Below are 18311 nucleotides of genomic sequence, written 5' to 3' on the forward strand. Positions count from 1 at the left end.
CGAGCCTAGCTCGGTGTGGAAGCGCTCAGACCCGGTCGTCCTCGCGGGTGTCCAGGTCGGCGAGCAGGGAGCGCAGTTCGGAGCGGAGGAAGTCGCGGGTGGCGACCTCGCCGACGGCCATCCGCAGCGACGCCATCTCCCGGGCCAGGAACTCCATGTCCGCGCGGCTGCGCGCGTCGACGTCGCGGTCGCGTTCGTACTGCACGCGGTCGCGCGCTTCCTGCCGGTTCTGCGCCAGCAGGATGAGGGGAGCCGCGTAGGACGCCTGCAGGCTGAGCGCGAGGGTGAGGAAGATGAACGGGTACTCGTCGAAACGCAGGTCCTGCGGCGCGAAGATGTTCCAGGCGACCCAGAACAGGATCGTCGCGGTCATGTAGACCAGGAACCGCCCGGTGCCGAGGAAGCGGGCGATCCGCTCGGACAGCCGTCCGAACGCGTCCGCGTCGTACGTGGGACGCAGCATGAAGGTACGGCGGGCGTCGCGCGGCACGTCCAGCCGGGCGGTACTGCGGAGCAGTCGGCGGTCGTCGGTGCTGCGGTCGTCACGGGGCATGGCGGTCCACCTCCTGCTGTTCGGACTCGCGCCAGTCTTCCGGGAGCAGGTGGTCGAGGACGTCGTCGACGGTCACCGCTCCGAGCAGCCGGCCCTCGTCGTCGAGCACCGGCGCGGCCACCAGGTTGTAGGTGGCGAGGTACTTGCTGACCGTGTGCAGGCTGTCGTCGGGCCGCAGCCCGTCGAGATCGGTGTCCAGTACGGCGGACACCAGCTCCGATGGCGGTTCCCGCAGCAGCCGCTGGATGTGGCCGACACCGATGAACCGCCCGGTGGGGGTTTCCAGCGGTGGACGGCAGACGTAGATCATCGCGGCCAGCGCCGGACTGAGCTCCGCGTTCCGCACGTGGGCCAGGGCGTCGGCCACGGTCGCGTCCGCTGGGAGGATCACCGGCTCCGAGGTCATCAGCCCACCGGCCGTGCGCTCCTCGTACGTCAGCAGGCGCCGTACGTCCTCTGCCTCCTCGGGCTCCATCAGGGTCAGCAGCCGCTCGGCCGTGTCGGTCGGCAGCTCGGCGATCAGGTCGGCCGCGTCGTCCGGAGACATCTCCTCGAGCACGTCCGCGGCCCGCTCGGTGTCCAGACCGGCCAGGATCTCCACCTGGTCGTCCTCGGGCAGTTCCTCCAGTACGTCGGCCAGCCGCTCGTCGTTCAGCGCGGCCGCGATCTCCTTGCGCCGCTTGGGGGACAGGTCATGCAGCACGCCGGCCAGGTCGGCCGCCTTCATCGACTCGAACGCGGCCAGGATGTGGGTCGCGCCCTGACCCTCCTCGACCTGGGCGAAGCCGCTCACGTCGGTCCAGTCGAGGACATGCGACTGACCGCGCCTCCGGAAGCGTTTGGCGCCTTCCCGGACCGCTACCTTCGAGAGCACCCAGTCACGCGTCCGCCACTGCTCCATGGCCATGTCGAACACGACTGCGGTCGCACCGGTCTCCCGGATGGTGACCGTGCGGTCCAGCATCTCGCCGAGTACCAGCACCTCGGTCGCCCGCTGCTGGAACCGGCGCATGTTCACCAGGCCGGTGGTGATCACATGCCCGGCGTCCACAGACGTCACCCGAGTCATCGGCAGGAAGATGCGCCGCCGGGTGAACACCTCCACCACCAGCCCGAGCACCCGCGGTGGCTGGGTGCCCTGCCGCAGCATCACCACGACGTCGCGGACCTTGCCGACCTGGTCTCCGTTCGGGTCGTACAGGGGGAGACCAGCCAGCCGGGCCACATACACGCGCGACGGTGATGTGCTCATCCACGTCCTCGCTTCGCTCCGGGCGCGGATGAGACACGAGACAGCCTGTGCCTGATGATGAACTCGCGATGCTCGTTCATGTTCGAAGGCTAACCCGCGGACGGGGACTCTCAGCTCAGGCGCGGTCGCCGGCGGATGCGACGGTGCAGGGTGATCGGGGGTTTCCCTCTGGTCGTGGCAGGTGTCCCGACCGGTGATTCGGCTCGCGGGCGGTCGTCGTACTGGCCGGATCGCTCGGTGATCTCACCAGTGGGCTCCAGGACGAGCAGGTCAGCCTCGGTCTTCCACCGCTCGAGCTGGGTGTCGAGCTCGGCCGCGTTCAGCCGCTCTGTCCGCAGTACCTGGGCCGCTGCGGTCCACTCCTCACTCCCGGGCTCCAGCCGTCGTACTGTCGCCTTCCAGCTCGCCAGCCTGTTGGTAGCCGGCTTGGCCGGTACGACGACCTCGGCAGCACCTGCCGTGGCCAGTCCGGGGAGTGGCTGCTCCGCACCATCGGCCGCATCCGCCAGTACGACGTACTGCCCGTCGACCGTGGCGAACCAGGCTGGAGCCGGTCGGCCGCCGTTCCACGACAACCAGACCAGGCCGGCCTTCTTCATGACACCGGCGATTTCAGCAGTAGCGTCCGCAGCGTCGTCCATGGTCACGGTTCCAAGGGTGTCACACCGAGCTCACGGATAGCGGCCTGCGCGCCCGCCTGGAAGCGGGTGCGTGCACCCAGCTCCTGCATCAGCGCGGCGATCTTCCGCTGGGCCGTACGGGCGCTCACCCCGAGCTGGCGGGCGATCGCCTGGTCGGTGAGCCCGGCGAGCAGCAGTGCGACGAGCCTGTCGTGGTCGGTCGACTCGACCGGCAGAGCCCGCTCCCACAGTCGCTCGAACAGCTCGGCGTACGCATCGAACAATCCACACGGCTGCAGGATCACAGCGGAGTCGGGAGCCAGTAGTACCAGCGCCAGCCGGTCGTCAGCCAGGTAGAGCTGGATCGGCACCGACGGCAGCACTCTGGCTGTCTCGTTGCCAGAAGCATCGAGTACGGCGCTCTCGTACACGGTCCTGCAGTCGGCACGATGTGCCGGGGGAGCGCCGTACGGTGCCTTCACCAGCCGGCGCAACTCGGTCCGTGCTGCCTGCTGGACCTGCACAATCCGTTGCTGGACCGCACCAGCACCGGTGACCAGCTCCAACAGTGTGGCGGTGGGCGCGCCGGTGTGGTTGCGGTAGTCCGCGGTGAGTTGATCGATGCGCATGCGGGCGTCGCGCAGGAGTCGCTCCTGGTCGAGCAGCAGGACCTCCAAGGCGATGTCCGGAGCGACCGCGACGTACAGGCCGTCAACGGCGCTGACCAGTCCCTTGGCAAGCAGGCTCTGCAGTGCGGCTTCCTGGCCCGGTCGAGCTTTGCTGGGCGGCTGACCGACCAGAGCGCAGTACGTCGCCTCCTCTGCCGGGGAGAGCCGAGTGCGGTCAGGTCACCCACGATGCTCCAGCCAGCCACGCAGTACGGCCTGATAGCCGGCCTGGAAGCGAGTATCGGCGTTCAACCGGTGCACATGCCGTCGATGTGCTTGCGGACGGTCCGCTCGCTCCAACCGAGGTGAGCGGCCATCTCGAGGTCGGTGAAGCCGGACATCAGCAGCGCCAGCAGATCCCGCTCCTCGGGTGTCGGCCGGTCGACAGTGGGCTGGCCGTCGTACGTCGCCAGCGGCACGGCCCTGTCCCAGTACAGCTCGAACAGTGCGGCCAGCCCGGCCACCATCACGGGGTCGTGGATCAGCAGCGCGGTCTGGTGTCTGGTCGCCCGTACGTCGAAAGGGACGAAGGCCATAGGTGCGTCGCTGACGGTCAGCTTGAGCGGTACGTCGCCCACCCGGGCCTGCTCTCCGTCCGCGATGCCCTGGATGAGTGCGGCCAGCCGACCGGGCCTGTCCACGGAACCGCGGCGGTCGTACACCACCCGGAAGGTGACACCGCGCTTCAGCTGGTCCAGCTCGAGCTGGTTCACCTGGTTCGGGTCGTCCCGGTACGGCGGCGCGTCCCAGCCACAGACCTCGTTACGGGCACTGAGCAACAACCTGGTCATGCCCTGGGCGATCTCGTGCTCGCCGTGCAGCACCTCCATCAGGTCCGCGGGCTCGCGGCGCGCCGTACTGCCGTGGAACCGGACCGTCAGCTCCACCATCTTCCGGCGGGCGTCGGCCAGTTCCCGCTCCCGACGACGGGCCAGCACGTCCAGCGCTGTGTCCGGCGGCAGTACGACGTACCAGGTCCAGACAAAGAAGTCCGGCCGCAGCGAGTACACCGCCGTACTCAAGCACCCTCGGCTGCAGAGCACCACGGGTGCGGTGAGTCTGCGCACCGAAGGCGTGGACGCGGCCGGCAACACGATCAAGCAGACGATCAAGCGCGCGTACGGCCTCACCGCACGGTGAATCGGGCCACACTCGGAGGGGAAGTGAGCCGGGTCACCGGAGCGGCGGCGGATTCGCCGTACGCTGCCGGTGACCGGCGGGTAACCCGAGGAGAGGACGCGGTGATGGCGGAGCAGGTGACCGGGGCGGGACGGGGAAGGCCTCAAGCACTGCGTAGTAGGCGGTCTTGTCTGGCTACCCCGGGGTCGAACCCGCGGTTCCTGGCCAAGGCGAAGGGCCTGGACGCCGACCAGGTGTTCCTCGACCTGGAGGACTCCGTCGCGCCGATCGCCAAGGTGGACGCGCGCAAGAACATCGTCGCCGCGCTCAACGAGGGCGGCTGGGGGACCAAGCTCCGCGTGGTCCGGGTGAACGACTGGACCACCGAGTGGACGTACGCCGACGTGATCGAGGTGGTCTCGGGCGCGGGCGCGAACCTCGACTGCATCATGCTGCCGAAGGTGCAGACCGCCGAGCAGGTGGTCGCGCTCGATCTGCTGCTCACCCAGTTGGAGAAGGTGCACGGCCTGGAGCCCGGCCGGATCGGGATCGAGGCCCAGATCGAGAACGCGCTCGGCCTGACCAACGTGAACGCGATCGCCCAGGCGTCGCCGCGGGTGGAGACGATCATCTTCGGCCCGGCCGACTTCATGGCGTCGATCAACATGAAGTCGCTGGTGGTCGGCGAGCAGCCGCCCGGGTACGACGTCGGCGACGCCTACCACTACATCCTGATGCAGATCCTGATGGCCGCCCGGGCGCACGGGAAGCAGGCCATCGACGGGCCGTACCTGCAGATCAAGGACGTCGACGGGTTCCGCCGGGTCGCCGGCCGGTCGGCCGCGCTCGGCTTCGACGGCAAGTGGGTGCTGCACCCGGACCAGATCGCCGCCGCGAACGAGGTCTACTCGCCGCGCCAGGAGGACTACGACCACGCCGAGAACATTCTCGACGCCTACGACCACTACACCTCGGCGGCCGGCGGTGCCCGCGGCGCGGTGATGCTCGGCGACGAGATGATCGACGAGGCCTCCCGCAAGATGGCCCTGGTCATCTCCGCCAAGGGCCGCGCCGCCGGCATGACCCGCACGGATGTCTGGCAGCCGCCCGCCGACTAGGCGGTGTCAGGCAGTACCTGCGCCATGATCGCGAGCAGGTGGCCGTCGGGGTCGGGGAAGAACGCCATCCACTCCTCGACCCCGTCGTCATGGCGGTGGATCAGCTGCGGCGCATCCTCGAACTCCACGCCGCGCTCGCGCAGTTCGTCGTACGCGACCTGGATGTCGTCGACCTTGAAGTACAGGATCGACGGATCGGCAGGCCGCTCGGTCGCGCTCAGGAACAACCGGATCCCGCCACAGTCGAAGAACGCCAGGTTCCCGAACGTGTAGAGATGCGGAAGCCCGAGCACCTTGCCGTAGAACTCGACCGCGGTCGGGATGTCACTGACCGGGCGGGCGATCTGCCCGATCACCCCTAGCTGCACCGTCATCCCGGACCTCCTTGTCGTCGCCGGGCGCTGTCGGCGGGTACGCCGCGCCAACTCCGAAGGTCGGCGCGGCGCCCACCCCCTCACGCTAGCGCCGAGGGTGCCGAAATGCCCTCTTCTCAGTGGCTCCAGACTTTGTAGATGTGGATGGGCTTCGCCGGCGGGCCGTCCTGGTCGGGGTCGGCGATACCGGCCGCGACCATCCGGTCGAAGGTGGACATCCCGGCGATCACCTGGCCGAGGACGGTGTAGTTCGGGGCGATGTTGGCGTGTGAGTGGACGACGAAGAACTCACTGCCGTTCGTCCCCGGTCCCTGGTTGCCGTAGGCAACGGTGCCGCGAGGGTAGGTCTCCTTGCCGGTGACCTCGTCGGGGAACTTGTACCCCGGGCCGCCCTCCTCCTGCCGGTAGATGTCGCCGCACTGCAGGACGCCGAGCCGGGCGGAGTTGGTCAGCCGGAAGCACTGGGTGAAGTCGTAGAACCGGCTCTTCACCAGGTGCACGAAGTTGTGCACGCCGCACGGCGCGTTGGCCCGGTCCATCCGGACCACGAACGGTCCGTAGTTGGTCACGAAGTACACGTCGACCGTGCCCTTCGCGCGGGCGACCGGGGACGGGATCCGGACCGGCTTGGCGGCCGGGTTCTCCGGCGTGGGCGTGAACTCGCACTTCACCACCGGCTTCGAGTGACCGGCCGGTGCGGCCGACGCGGTGGTGGTCGTGAGCGTCGTCGCGACCAGAGTGGCCGCGATCAGGGCGGTGATTGATCGCTTCATGCTGCTCACCGTAGTACCCCGATCGCTCTGTGCAGAGCTTCTTCAAGGTTTCGGGCCAGAACTCGCTCTCAAACGCGTGCCCCGCCTAAGGTGTTGCGGTCCGCTGCGGAAGGTGTGTGTGTGTGAACGGCGAGGTACTGGCAGGGCGTTACCGGCTGCTGACCCTGCTGGGCAGAGGCGGCGCGGGTGAGGTGTGGCAGGCCGAAGACACCGTGCTGGCCCGGCAGGTCGCGGTGAAGCTGCTCCGGCGGCTCGAGGGCGACCCGATGGACGCGGTCGAGCGGTTCCGCGCCGAGGCGCAGGCGGCTGCGCGGCTGATGCACCCGAACGTGGTCGCGACGTACGACGTCGGCACCGCGGACGGGCACGTGTTCCTGGTGATGGAACTCGTGTCCGGCCCGGACCTGTCGCAGTTGATGCGCAGTGGGGGTCTGCCGAGCGGCAAGCTGGTCGCCGACATCGCCACCCAGGGAGCGCGTGCCCTCGACGCCGCCCACGCGGCCGGCATCGTCCACCGGGACGTCAAGCCGGGCAATCTGATGCTCGCGGCCGACGGCACGCTCAAGATGACCGACTTCGGCATCGCGAAAGGCGCCGGTACGGAGACCACCGGTGTCGGTGTGCTCCTGGGCACGGCGTCGTACGTCTCGCCGGAGCAGGTCCGTGGTGAGCCTGCCACCCCTGCTAGCGACTGGTACGCGTTCGGCTGCGTCCTCTACGAGCTCCTCACCGGAACGCCGCCCTTCACCGGGCCGAACGTGGAGTCGGTGATGCGCCAGCACCTGGACGTGGCCCCGGAGCCGATCAACCGGGCAGACGTGGAGCCGGCACTGGCCAACCTGGTCCTGCAACTGCTGGCCAAGAACCCGGGGGACCGCCCATCGTCGGCTGCCGCCGTGACGGCCCTGCTGGCTGCGGCCCCCGCCACGCAGGTGCTTCCGTTGCTCCCAGCCAAGGACGACGTGCTCGAGGTCGGCACCTGGCAGGAGGAGCCGGCCGCCACCGGAACGCACCGGGCGCCGCCGAAGGGTTTCCCGTTCGCGAAGGTGCTCGTGGCCATGGCAGTGGTCCTGGCCGCTGTCGTCGGCGGACTGATGTTGCGGGAGAGCGTGACCACGGACCCGCCGGCCGCTGCCGGCGGAACGCCGTCGGCGCCGGCGGCCAAGGCGTCCAGCGCGCCGAAGACGACGCCCACACCCTCCAGGACTCCGTCGAAGAAGCCGACCCCCAAGCCGAGCCCGCAGCAGACGCAGCAACAGAACCCGCAGGGCGCGCTGGTGCAGACGTTGCGGACACTGGCCGCGCAGGTGCGGCAGACCCAGCAGGGGGCCCGGAGCAAAGCTCCGCGAGAGGCCGCGAACGACCTGGACCGCGCCGCGGAGGCTGTGGACCGCGGCGACACCGAGTCGGCCGCCAAGAACTTCTACGACGCCCGGAAGCGGCTGGCCGAGGCGCAGCAGAACAACCGCTGGCAGGCGACCCCGCAGATCGCCGGGCTGTTCGCTGCGGTCAGCCAGGTCCTCCCGCGACCGGACGGTGAGGGCAACGGCGACGGCGACGGGGAACGGAATTCGGGGGAGTAGCGGCGCCGGTCGTGCCGGAGTGAGCCATCCGACCTCCTCCGGGTGGCCGGTGTCACAGCGGGTGTCACCCTCGTGCGGGGATGCTGAGAACGCGATACTCGCGGGTAAGGCGCACCGACACCCAAGGAGCCGACGATGAGCAGGTTGCAGCAGACCGACGGGCTGACCGACATCCAGGAAGAGATCCTGAAGACGGTCCGCGCGTTCGTCGAGTCGGAGATCCTCCCGGTCGCCACCGAGCTGGAGCACCGCGACGAGTACCCGGCCGAGATCGTCGAGGGTCTCAAGGAGCTCGGCCTGTTCGGCCTGATGATTCCCGAGGAGTACGGCGGCCTGGGTGAGTCGCTGCTCACCTACGCCCTGTGCGTCGAGGAGATCGCCCGCGGCTGGATGAGCGTGTCCGGCATCATCAACACCCATTTCATCGTCGCGTACATGCTGCTCCAGCACGGCACCGATGAGCAGAAGCAGAAGTACCTGCCGCGGATGGCGACCGGTGAGGTGCGCGGCGCGTTCTCGATGTCCGAGCCGGGCTGCGGTTCGGATGTGGCCGCGATCAAGACCAAGGCGGTCAAGACTGTGTCGGCCGAAGGGGCGGACGCATACACGATCAACGGCCAGAAGATGTGGCTGACCAACGGCGGCTCGTCGAACCTGGTCGCCGTACTGGTGAAGACCGACGAAGGGCAGGACTCGGTCTACAAGAACATGACCACGTTCCTGGTCGAGAAGGAGCCCGGGTTCGGCGAGGTGGACAAGGGCCTCAGCGTGCCGGGCAAGATCGAGAAGATGGGTTACAAGGGCGTCGACACCACCGAGCTGGTCTTCGACGGCTACCGGATCGACGCCGGCCAGATCCTCGGCGGCGTACCGGGCAAGGGCTTCTACCAGATGATGGACGGAGTCGAGGTCGGCCGGGTGAACGTGGCCGCCCGCGGCTGCGGGGTGGCCCGGCGCGCGTTCGAGCTGGGCATCGCGTACGCGCAGCAGCGGGAGACGTTCGGCAAGAAGATCGCCGAGCACCAGGCGGTGCTGTTCCGGCTCGCCGACATGGCGGTCAAGGTCGAGGCCGCGCACGAGCTGATGGTGAAGGCGGCGCGGAAGAAGGACGCCGGCTCCCGCAACGACTTCGAGGCCGGCGTGGCGAAGTACCTGGCCAGCGAGTACTGCCACCAGGTCGTGGAGGACTCGTTCCGGATCCACGGCGGGTACGGGTTCTCCAAGGAGTACGAGATCGAGCGGCTCTACCGGGAGGCGCCGATGCTGCTGATCGGCGAGGGGACGGCGGACATCCAGCGGATGATCATCGGCCGCCGCCTCCTGGAGGACTACAAGCTCTGACCTGATCGATTCCCGGTACGGCGCCGGACAGCCGGCCGGCGTGCTGGGTCGACAGGCGGGGCGGTGCCGGTCGGCCCAAGCACGCGGCGGGGCAGGGGCTATGCGGTGAGACGGGGCTGGGGCCGGCCCAAGGCGCCGGAGCCGTGACCGGCCAGCAGCCAGATACCGAGCTGGGTGATCTCGTGGCGGACGGATGCGCCGGCCCGGCGGGTGGTGATCAGCCCGGCTTCTCGCAGGACCGTCGCCTGATGGCTGGCGGCGGCCGGTGAGATCTTGCAGCGTCTCGCCAGCTCGGTCGTCGTACAACCCTCGACGGTGGCCTCCAGCGCGGCGGCGCGGGTCGAGCCGAGCAGGGAGCTGAGCGGGTCACTCGACGGGATCGCGTCCGTCGACTGCTGCCGCAGGATGCCGGGCGCGTGGTGGATCGGGTACACCAGGATCGGCTTCAGCTCCGGGTCGCGCAGCTTGGTCGGCACCTGCCAGCAGAACGCCGACGGCTGCAACTCGATCCCGCGCCCCTGCAGGTAGAGATCACGGTCGTGCATGTCCAGCACCTGCAGCACCGGCGCCACCCACTTCACCCGCGGGTGCAGCGTGGACAGCAGCCGGTCCACCCCATGCCGGGACAGGGCTTCGCCGCGATGCGCGTGGTCGGCCGACACATGTGTCCCGATCGACTTCCAGTACGGCGCGATCGCGGCCGCGTGGTAGGTCCGGATGGCCCGGCCGAGCTTGTGCAGCGAGGCCCGATCGCCCTGCGCGAGCTCCCGGGTCCACGGCGACATCGGGCGGTCCTTGCTCAGCAGCCCCAGCTGGTGACGGATCTCCTGGCGCGGTGTCGCCAGTGTCAGCTCCAGCGCGGTCTCGAAATCCGGAGCCGCCCCCGCCGGGGTGAGGAAGTCGGGGGAGTAGCCCTTGGGCGGCGTCAGCTCCAGCAGCAGGCGCATCTGGTCCGGCGCGACCTTGGCCCGGACGTGCCGGCGCCAGTCCTCGAAGATCAGCCGGCCGTCGGACTGTTGCAGCATGTGCAGGCTGAGCAGCACCTCCCACAGCGGCGCTGGAGTGGCGGCGACCGTGACACGGGCGAGATCGCGCGGCGTGAAATGAATCCGAAGCACGGCGGGCCCTCCCTGGTGATGCCTGGTCGTCACGACATCCCCGATGCCGACGGGCGGTCGCAGAATGTGGCGGGTCGCTGACCGAAAGCGATGGCCGAATTCAACCAAGCCGCTCAAATGCCGCACAACCTTTTGAACATTCCAAAGGGTCGGCAGTGGCGGCCATGGCACAAGGTTGCCAGCGCAGCCTTCAGAGCCAGTGGTTGCGCTTGAACAGCCGGTACAGCACCGTGCACGCAGTGGCCATCAGGCCGAGTACGACGAAGTACCCGTACTTCAGGCGCAGCTCCGGCATGTAGTCGAAGTTCATCCCGTAGATCCCGGCGATCATCGTCGGCACCGCCAGGATCGCCACCCAGGACGAGATCCGCCGCATGTCCTCGTTCTCGGACACCTGCACCTGGGCCAGGCCGGCCTGCAGGATCGAGCTGAGCAGCTCGTCGAACGAGACCACCTGCTCCTTCACCCGCAGCAGGTGGTCGTCGACGTCACGAAAGTAGTTCCGGGTCTCGTCACTGATCAGCGGATGCCGCAGCGTCGACAGCGACCGCATCGGCCCGGTCAGCGGTGCCACCGCCCGCTTCAGCTCCAGCACCTCGCGTTTGAGCTGGTAGACCCGGTCGATGTTCCGCCAGCCGCGCGGGCTGAACATCTCGGTCTCGATCAGGTCGATGTCGGCCTGGACCGCGCCCGCGACCTCCAGGTAGTGGTCCACCACATGGTCGGCGATCGCGTGCAGGACGGCGCCCGGACCGGTGGCCAGCCGCTCCGGCTCCTGCTCCAGCCGCTGCCGCAGGCCGGTCAGCTCGCTGTGATCGCCATGCCGGACCGTGACGACGAACCCGGCCCCGCAGAACACCATCACCTCACCGGTCGCCACCACCTCGCTGGTGGCGGTCAGATCCCCATGGGGGACGTAGGTGACGGTCTTGAGTACGGCGAACAGAGTGTCGTCGTACCGCTCGAGCTTGGGGCGCTGGTGCGCCTCGGTGGCATCCTCCAGCGCCAGTGGGTGCAGGCCGAACTCCGCACCGATGACGGCCAGTTGCCGCTCGTTCGGCTGGAACAGGCCGATCCAGACGAACCCCTGACCGCGCCGGGCGCGGCTGAGCGCCTCGGTGTAGGAGTCCACCTTCCGGTCGCGGCGGCCGTCGCGGTAGAACGCCCAGTCGACCAGAGCACCGTCAAGCCTGCCGCTGGCGACCAGGTCCACCGGGTCCGGAACCCCCGGAGTACGCCGGGCGAAGACGCGTCCCATCCGGCGTGTTGCGCCCATGTCCCACCGTCGCCCGGTCATCACCGGCGAGGCTATCAAGGCTCCGTAACCAGGCGTCGGCAATGATGGGGGTGGAAGCACGTGGAGAGGAACGACGATGACCACGCAGGGCATGCCCTCGATGGACCCCCGGCCGACCGGCCTGACAATCGGGACCTATGACACCTACCGGGAGGCGCAGCGAGCTGTCGACTACCTCTCGGACGAGAAGTTCCCGGTCGAGCACACGACCATCGTCGGCAACAACCTCCGCCAGGTGGAGAAGATCACCGGCCGGCTCACCTGGGGCAAGGCGCTGACCGCCGGGCTGGCCAGCGGTGCCTGGTTCGGCCTGTTCGTGGGTCTGCTGCTGGGGCTGTTCACCACCGGCAACTGGATCGCCACTGTGCTGACTGGTGTGGTGCTCGGCGCATTCTTCGGCCTGGTGTTCGGCGGCCTGGGGTACGCACAGTCGGCCGGCCGGCGCGACTTCACCTCCCGCACCGCGGTGGTCGCGACGACGTACGACGTCCTCTGCGACTTCAAGTACGCCGAGGAGGCCCGCAACCACCTGGCCAAGCTCGCCCTCAAGGGTGAGGTCAGCCCGCGCATCCCCGAGCAGCACGTGCAGCAGCAGGCACCTCTCCAGCAGCCGCACGACTGACCGGCCCGGGTGATGAAGATCTCGCCCGGTTGAGAGCTAGGCCACGCGCGGGCTACTGCCCAGTCACGTCATCTTTCGGCAGCATGGCCCCCGGGGACACCTGACAAGGAGCCGAGAGATGCAGTTCGGGCGCAGTTACGAGGAGTTCGAGGTCGGGGCGGTCTACAAGCACTGGCCGGGCAAGACGGTGACCGAGTACGACGACCACCTGTTCTGCCTGCTCACCATGAACCACCACCCGCTGCACCTGGACGCGAACTACGCGGTGGAGACCACCCAGTTCGGCAAGAACGTTGTGGTGGGCAACTACATCTACTCGATCCTGCTCGGCATGTCGGTACCGGACGTGAGCGGCAAGGCGATCGCCAACCTGGAGATCGAGTCGCTCCGGCACGTCGCGCCCACCTTCCACGGCGACACCATCTACGGCGAGACCGTGGTGCTGGACAAGTGGGAGTCGAAGTCGAAGGACGACCGCGGCGTGGTGTACGTCGAGACCAAGGGCTACAAGCAGGACGGCACCGTCGTCTGCCTGTTCCGCCGCAAGGTCATGGTCCCCAAGAACAACTACCTCGAGTCCCGCGGCGGCGAACAACCCGGCCGCCCCACCCCGATCGAGCGCGACTGACCCAACCCCCATTTCCCTGGCTGACCCACCAAACGGTGGGTTTGCCAGCCGGAATCCGGGTGCAAAACCCGCCATCTGCTGGGTCAACCCATCAAATGGGGACAGGCGAGCGGCCTGCCCGGGGAGGGGTGTTACCCGGGGCGGGCCGCTCGCCAACCGCGGACCGATCGTCTAGAGGAAGATCTCGATCACCGGGACCAGTACGTCGGGCCGCTGGATCGGCAGCTTCAGGGTCAGTACGTCGGACGAGACGCCACCCATCGTGGTGTTCTGGGCCGTCTGGTGCGGGTCGTTGGCGATCCGCTGGATCTCCGACGCGTCGTTCAGCAACTGGGCGTACTTCACCTTCCCGCCCAGGCCAGGCAGATGCACGTGGCCCATCGGCCACGAGAACAGGTGCAGGTAGAGCCGGTCACCCTTCTGCGTGTACCGGCAGTCCGGGGGTGCGGTGAACTCGCTCGGCCGCGCACCGCGCACGGACCGCTCGTGCAGCCTCATCCACTCGCCGATCGAACTCAGCGTGGCCAGCGCCCGCGGGTCGAACTCGCCTCGCCCGGTCGGGCCGACGTTGAGCAGCAGGTTGCCGTCCTTGGAGACCGAGTCGACCAGCATCTTCACCAGCAGCTCGGGCGACTTCCAGTCCAGGTTGTCCCGGTCGTAACCCCAGCTGCCGTTCAGCGTCTGGCACGCCTCCCACAGCACCGGCTGCCCGTCGCGCATCATCGGGCCGTCCGGCTGGTACTGCTCCGGGGTGACGAAGTCGCCCGGGATGTCCAGCCGGTCGTTGATCAGGATGTCCGGCTGCAGCTCCCGGACCATCGCCATCAGTTCCTCGGACCGCCAGTCGTCCTTGCCCTTGCCATGCCCGTCGCGGCCGTCGGGGTACTTGCGGCCCGGGTAGGAGAAGTCGAACCACATGATGTCGATCGGACCGTAGTCGGTCAGCAGTTCGCGCGTCTGCGCGTGCAGGTAGTCGGCGTACACCTGGATGTCGCGGCCGGCCGCCTTGGCGATCGCCTCCTCGTCGTCGCGTTGCGGGTGGACGAGGTCGATCGGGAACTCGGGGTGGTGCCAGTCGATCAGCGAGTGGTAGAACCCGACACCCAGCCCCTCGGCCCGGCACGCCTCGACGAACGGTCCGACCAGGTCCTTGCCCCACGGCGTGTTCGCGACCGTGTAGTCGGACACCGCCGAGTCCCACAGGCAGAAGCCTTCGTGGTGCTTCGTCGTCAGTACGGCGTACTTCATGCCGGCCTCACGCGCGGCGCGGGCCCATTTCCGGGGATCGTAGAGGTCGGGCTCGAAGTGGTCGAAGTACGGCTGGTAGTCCTCGTCGGTCAGCCGCTCGTGGTTCTTCACCCACTCGTGCCGAGCCGGCAGCGCGTACAGGCCCCAGTGGACGAACAGGCCGAACCGCCAGTCGCGGAACTTCTCGACGGAGGACGCTGGAGGCGCGTCGGTCATGTCAGCACTCCTCGGAGTAGTAGAGATTCATCGGCCACCCAGCCGCCGGTGTTCGGTTCATCCTGACATCCAGGGGAAACTGATACCTCGAAGAACGAACTGATTCGTCCGATCTATATGTCGTTGTCTTGACTGAGTCAACAGTTCATGTCCTTAATTCAGGACGATCGCTCCGAACTGAGCGTGGAGATCCCGCCCTAGACATCCGATGTGTGCGCATCGGACGTCGGATGCCTGCGCCGACCTGTGAGGAGGTGTGTGTGCGGGTCACCGACGAGGCGCTCGCCCTGACCCGGGTGCTCGAGGTCCGTCAGTGGGACGGATCATCGACAGCCTGCGCCGGCCCCCTACCGGGCCCGGATCGCACTAGGTCCAGCAGTACGGCCGAAGGCATCGGCAGGGTCAACTCGAGTCCCGAGCCGCTCCACTCCAGCGGAGTACTGACCAGCCGGCTGCGCTCGGCCAGCTCCGCGAGTTCGTCATCAGTGGGCCAGTCGCCGATCCCGAGCTCGGCCGCGGCCGTGGCCAGATCGCCGGCCCCGATGCCGAGCGTCGTCGCCGTGGCCTGCCAGGACGGATCCACGCCGGGCAGTTCGACGTGGACCGTCCTGGACAGTTCCGGAGCACCGTCGGCTTTCGTCTGGTCGAGGGTGAGATTCCACAGCAGTACGGCGATCCGGTCGCGATCACGCGACGCCCAGGCCTCCACCAGACTCCCGGCGCCATCACCGGTCAGCGTCACCGGCAACTCGACCGGCCCGAGCCGGCTCAGCAGGCTCATCGCGTGGTAGCGCGGTTTCGCCAGCCCACCAACGGTTTGCAGGCCGAAACCGCCGTGCAGGAAGCGGGGCGGGCGCCCCAGTTCCTCGAAGTGGTCCGACGCGACCCAGTACGCCAATGCGTCCACCCGTCCGGCCGCCGACCGCATCCCGCGCAGCAGGAACACACCGGAGAACACCGAGTCGTTGATCGGGTTGAAGTGCGTCGGTGTCACACCCCACTCGGTCCACAGGATGCGCGCGTCGCTGAACCCGTGCCGATCCAGCGACGCCCGGACGTCGAGCGGCGGACTCCCGTAGGTGTGCGTCGACACGAAGTCCACCGGTACGCCGCTCGTGGCCGCATGCGCGAGCAGGTCGTCGACCCATCCGGCCGCGGCCGACGACGGACCACCGATGGCGAGTCGCTCGTCGACGGACTTCACCGCCGCCGCGGTCGCGTCGTACAGGTGGAGCCACTCGGCCTTGGTGCCGGACCAGAAGACTTCCAGGTTGGCCTCGTTCCAGACCTCGAAGTCCCAGCCGAGCACCTCGTCGAGGCCGTACCGATCGACGAGGTGCCGTACGAGTGCGCGGACCAGGTGATACCAGCGTTCGTACGACTTCGGCGGCGAGATGATCGCGCCGTACGCGAACACGGTCTTCGACGGGTCACTGGCCAGGTCGCGCGGCATGAACCCGAGCTCGACCACCGGCCGCAGCCCGATCCCGAGCAGCTTGTCGTAGATCGCGTCCACGACCGAGAAGTCGTACGACGGCACGCCGTCGACCTCGGTGTAGACCCGGGTGTCGTCATGGAAGATCGCATGGGCCCGGACGCTCCGTACCCCGATCTCGTCATGCATCCGGCGCAGTGCCTGCTCCAGCTCGGCGCCGATCTCCCAGCCGCCGCTGAGGTCGGTGCAGAGTAGTTGGCTGAGCCTTTCGCTGCCGATCATCGGCACCCACGGCTTCGCCAGCTCGGTGCCCTCGGCCACCGCATCGACGGTCACCGACACCACCGGAACCGTGCCGTCGGCAACCAACGGAACGGCGCCCGCAGCGGCACTCGCGCGCCCGGTCACGGTCACTTCGGGGACGCTCGCGACGGCGTACCGGTACGGCGTCCCCGGCGTGCAGGTGGTGTCGACGTACGGCGGCGCCGGGACCGACAGGACGTCACCGCTGTGGTGGTCGACCGGCTCGAACGGTCCGTGCTCACCCGTCCCGCGCAGGATCAGGTACCCCACCGCTCCCTCGACCGGCGTCCAGTCGACGGTCACCTGACCGACCCCGCCGACCGCGGTGACCTCCTTGGGCGGGTCGAGGTCCGGGAAGCTGAACTCCCGCTCCTCGTCGCTCCGGATCGCGATCCGCGCATCCCACTCAGCTTTGGCGTCGTGCTGCATGAAGTGTCTCTTTCCCGTCACTCGAGGCCGGACTCGAACCGCTCCATCGCGATCAGGGGGCGGATCCGCCGTTCGACCTGCCGGGAGGCGAAGTTCCGCCGGATCACGTCGTTGGCGAAGACGTTGCCGATGGCGCCCATCACCATCGCCTGGTCGAGGGACAGGTACCGCTTGGCGATCAGGCCGGACTTCACCGCGACCGAGTCGTAGAAGCCACCACCGGCGTACGCCTTCAGGTCCGTCTCGATCCGGCGCAGGTTGTCGATCGCCTGCCGCGGCGCGTACTGCATCGCGAGGAAGGCCGCGTGCGGGGTGACCACGCCGTCGCCGAAGGCCGGGTTCGGGTTGGTGCCTTCCCGGCAGCCCTCGAAGCCGGCGTCATAGTTCGTCGCCTCCAGGTCGGACGGGTAGCCGCCCGGGTCCATCCCGATCGCGTCGACGCCGTACACGGAGTACCCACCGCGAGGGTTGGAGGCGGGTGAGAATCCCCAGTAGCCGTACTTGGCGTCGTCGAGTCCGTGCTCGATGTGCGCCCGGACGGTGAGCGGGTGGTTGACACCCCAGCTGCGCGGTGCCCAGGCCGACTCGGGCACGAACAGGTCGGGCATCAGCGACTCGAACATGTCGCCGCCCCACGACGGCACCAGCCGCATCCCGCGGTACGAGTAGGTGCCCTCGAACACGTCGAGGCCGAGGTAGGTCCGGTGCACGCCCTTGGGCCGCTGCTCCACCCAGGACCAGTCACACGAGTCCGGGAAGGTCCGGTAGGTGGCGAAGTACTGCGTGTGCGGAACCTGACCGAGCGCGAATCCGATGTACGGCGCGATCCGCGCCTCGGTGTTGCAGGTGTCGTAGTGGAACTTGCGGTAGTACACGTCCGGCCCGACGCCGGCGTGGTTGGCCTTGTCGGTCTCCTCGTCCGGCGGCGGGGTCTCGAAGAAACCACCGCGCATCAGGCCGCCGGGGCGGGCCGCGGGGTTGTAGTAGAAGGCGAAGTTCATCTTGCCCAGCAGGGATTCCGCGAGCGAGCGGGCTCGTGGTTCGGCGTTGCGGACCACCATCAGCGCGGCGGCGAACCAGCCGTTGTCGACACTCGACACGAACGGCGTGATCGGCTTGGTCCCGTCCGGGTCCGTGTACAGCACCTCGCCGGTCGACTCGTCGTACCAGTTGAAGTACATGCCGCTCGGGTCGTGGTGGTCGACCTTCGACATCGTGGTCAGGGTCTGGGTGATCCGTTGCAGGGACTCGGCGGGCGAGATGATGCCGAGGTGGCGGGCGACGACTGTGCTCCACAGGTAGCCGCCGATGTTGGTGGGTGAGGTGTAGCGGCTGCGGACCGGGTCCGTGACGGACGCGCCGATGTTGTCGGCGGGCAGTCCGGTCCTCTCGTCGGTCATCGCGACCAGGCTGCGCCAGGTGTCCCGGGCCCAGCGGCCGACCAAGGCGCGGTCGGCCCGGCTGGGCTGCCAGTTGCCCTTCAGCAGCGCGGCAGGGTCAGCCTGAGAGTTCGACACTGCTCCGGCGTACGTCGTACTGGCCGTGGTCCCGATGAGAGCGGCGGAACCGGCGGCGGTGAGCAGGGTGCGGCGACTGATGTTGGCGGTCATCTTG

At 68.4% G+C, this 18311-nt stretch carries 18 protein-coding genes; 6 read left to right on the plus strand and 12 right to left on the minus strand.

Features of this window, described 5'->3' with window-relative positions:
* Window positions 1-25: 25 nt before the first annotated feature.
* From AB0F43_RS15255 to AB0F43_RS15275, 5 genes are all read right to left on the minus strand, one after another.
* Entirely contained in the window at window positions 26-553 is a 528-nt protein-coding gene (locus AB0F43_RS15255) for a DUF1003 domain-containing protein (RefSeq protein WP_360475807.1), read from the minus strand.
* Window positions 543-1805, minus strand: a complete 1263-nt coding sequence (locus AB0F43_RS15260) for a CBS domain-containing protein (RefSeq protein WP_360475809.1) — start codon at window positions 1803-1805, stop codon at window positions 543-545. The genes AB0F43_RS15255 and AB0F43_RS15260 overlap by 11 nt, the downstream gene beginning before the upstream one ends.
* 110 nt (window positions 1806-1915) lie before the next feature.
* Window positions 1916-2446, minus strand: coding sequence for a hypothetical protein (locus AB0F43_RS15265; RefSeq protein ID WP_360476802.1), 531 nt, complete (start codon window positions 2444-2446; stop codon window positions 1916-1918).
* A 2-nt stretch (window positions 2447-2448) separates the two neighbouring features.
* Window positions 2449-3102, minus strand: a complete 654-nt coding sequence (locus AB0F43_RS15270; protein ID WP_360475812.1) for a LuxR C-terminal-related transcriptional regulator — start codon at window positions 3100-3102, stop codon at window positions 2449-2451.
* A 239-nt stretch (window positions 3103-3341) separates the two neighbouring features.
* A complete protein-coding gene (locus AB0F43_RS15275) occupies window positions 3342-4031 on the minus strand; it encodes a hypothetical protein (RefSeq protein WP_360475815.1) in 690 nt (229 codons plus the stop codon).
* A gap of 10 nt (window positions 4032-4041) precedes the next feature.
* On the opposite strand from AB0F43_RS15275, the gene AB0F43_RS15280 reads away from it, so the two are divergent.
* Window positions 4042-4233, plus strand: coding sequence for a hypothetical protein (locus AB0F43_RS15280; RefSeq protein WP_360475817.1), 192 nt, complete (start codon window positions 4042-4044; stop codon window positions 4231-4233).
* A 104-nt stretch (window positions 4234-4337) separates the two neighbouring features.
* A complete protein-coding gene (locus tag AB0F43_RS15285; protein ID WP_360475820.1) occupies window positions 4338-5330 on the plus strand; it encodes a CoA ester lyase in 993 nt (330 codons plus the stop codon).
* On the opposite strand, the gene AB0F43_RS15290 is transcribed toward AB0F43_RS15285, so the two are convergent.
* A complete protein-coding gene (locus AB0F43_RS15290; RefSeq protein WP_360475823.1) occupies window positions 5327-5704 on the minus strand; it encodes a VOC family protein in 378 nt (125 codons plus the stop codon). The two genes, AB0F43_RS15285 and AB0F43_RS15290, sit on opposite strands and share 4 nt — an antisense overlap.
* A 116-nt stretch (window positions 5705-5820) precedes the next feature.
* On the minus strand, window positions 5821-6477 hold the full coding sequence (locus tag AB0F43_RS15295) for a peptidylprolyl isomerase (RefSeq protein WP_360475826.1): 657 nt from the start codon (window positions 6475-6477) through the stop codon (window positions 5821-5823).
* 122 nt (window positions 6478-6599) lie between these two features.
* Here AB0F43_RS15295 and AB0F43_RS15300 point away from each other — a divergent pair, with 122 nt between their 5' ends.
* Complete coding sequence (locus AB0F43_RS15300; protein ID WP_360475829.1) at window positions 6600-8060, plus strand: serine/threonine-protein kinase; 1461 nt, start codon at window positions 6600-6602, stop codon at window positions 8058-8060.
* Window positions 8061-8195: 135 nt separating this feature from the next.
* The gene (locus AB0F43_RS15305; RefSeq protein WP_360475832.1) at window positions 8196-9401 is read left to right on the plus strand and encodes an acyl-CoA dehydrogenase family protein; all 1206 of its coding nucleotides are present in this window, start codon (window positions 8196-8198) and stop codon (window positions 9399-9401) included.
* Window positions 9402-9499: 98 nt separating this feature from the next.
* On the opposite strand, the gene AB0F43_RS15310 is transcribed toward AB0F43_RS15305, so the two are convergent.
* The gene (locus tag AB0F43_RS15310) at window positions 9500-10519 is read right to left on the minus strand and encodes a winged helix-turn-helix domain-containing protein (protein ID WP_360475835.1); all 1020 of its coding nucleotides are present in this window, start codon (window positions 10517-10519) and stop codon (window positions 9500-9502) included.
* Window positions 10520-10709: 190 nt separating this feature from the next.
* A complete protein-coding gene (gene corA / locus AB0F43_RS15315) occupies window positions 10710-11816 on the minus strand; it encodes a magnesium/cobalt transporter CorA (protein WP_360475838.1) in 1107 nt (368 codons plus the stop codon).
* Between the two features lie 76 nt (window positions 11817-11892).
* Between corA and AB0F43_RS15320 the strand changes: the two genes are divergently transcribed.
* Together AB0F43_RS15320 and AB0F43_RS15325 are read left to right on the plus strand one after the other, a co-directional pair.
* A complete protein-coding gene (locus AB0F43_RS15320; RefSeq protein ID WP_360475841.1) occupies window positions 11893-12438 on the plus strand; it encodes a general stress protein in 546 nt (181 codons plus the stop codon).
* A 100-nt stretch (window positions 12439-12538) separates the two neighbouring features.
* Complete coding sequence (locus AB0F43_RS15325) at window positions 12539-13066, plus strand: MaoC family dehydratase (protein ID WP_360476804.1); 528 nt, start codon at window positions 12539-12541, stop codon at window positions 13064-13066.
* A gap of 171 nt (window positions 13067-13237) precedes the next feature.
* On the opposite strand, the gene AB0F43_RS15330 is transcribed toward AB0F43_RS15325, so the two are convergent.
* The 3 genes from AB0F43_RS15330 to AB0F43_RS15340 form a co-directional block, all read right to left on the minus strand.
* Window positions 13238-14530, minus strand: coding sequence for an alpha-L-fucosidase (locus AB0F43_RS15330; RefSeq protein WP_360475844.1), 1293 nt, complete (start codon window positions 14528-14530; stop codon window positions 13238-13240).
* Between the two features lie 310 nt (window positions 14531-14840).
* Window positions 14841-16697, minus strand: a complete 1857-nt coding sequence (locus AB0F43_RS15335) for a xylan 1,4-beta-xylosidase (RefSeq protein ID WP_360475847.1) — start codon at window positions 16695-16697, stop codon at window positions 14841-14843.
* Between the two features lie 17 nt (window positions 16698-16714).
* Window positions 16715-18307, minus strand: coding sequence for a glucoamylase family protein (locus tag AB0F43_RS15340; RefSeq protein ID WP_360475850.1), 1593 nt, complete (start codon window positions 18305-18307; stop codon window positions 16715-16717).
* Between the last annotated feature and the right edge of the window lie 4 nt (window positions 18308-18311).

This window comes from Kribbella sp. NPDC023972 (assembly GCF_040639075.1).
Classification (GTDB): domain Bacteria; phylum Actinomycetota; class Actinomycetes; order Propionibacteriales; family Kribbellaceae; genus Kribbella.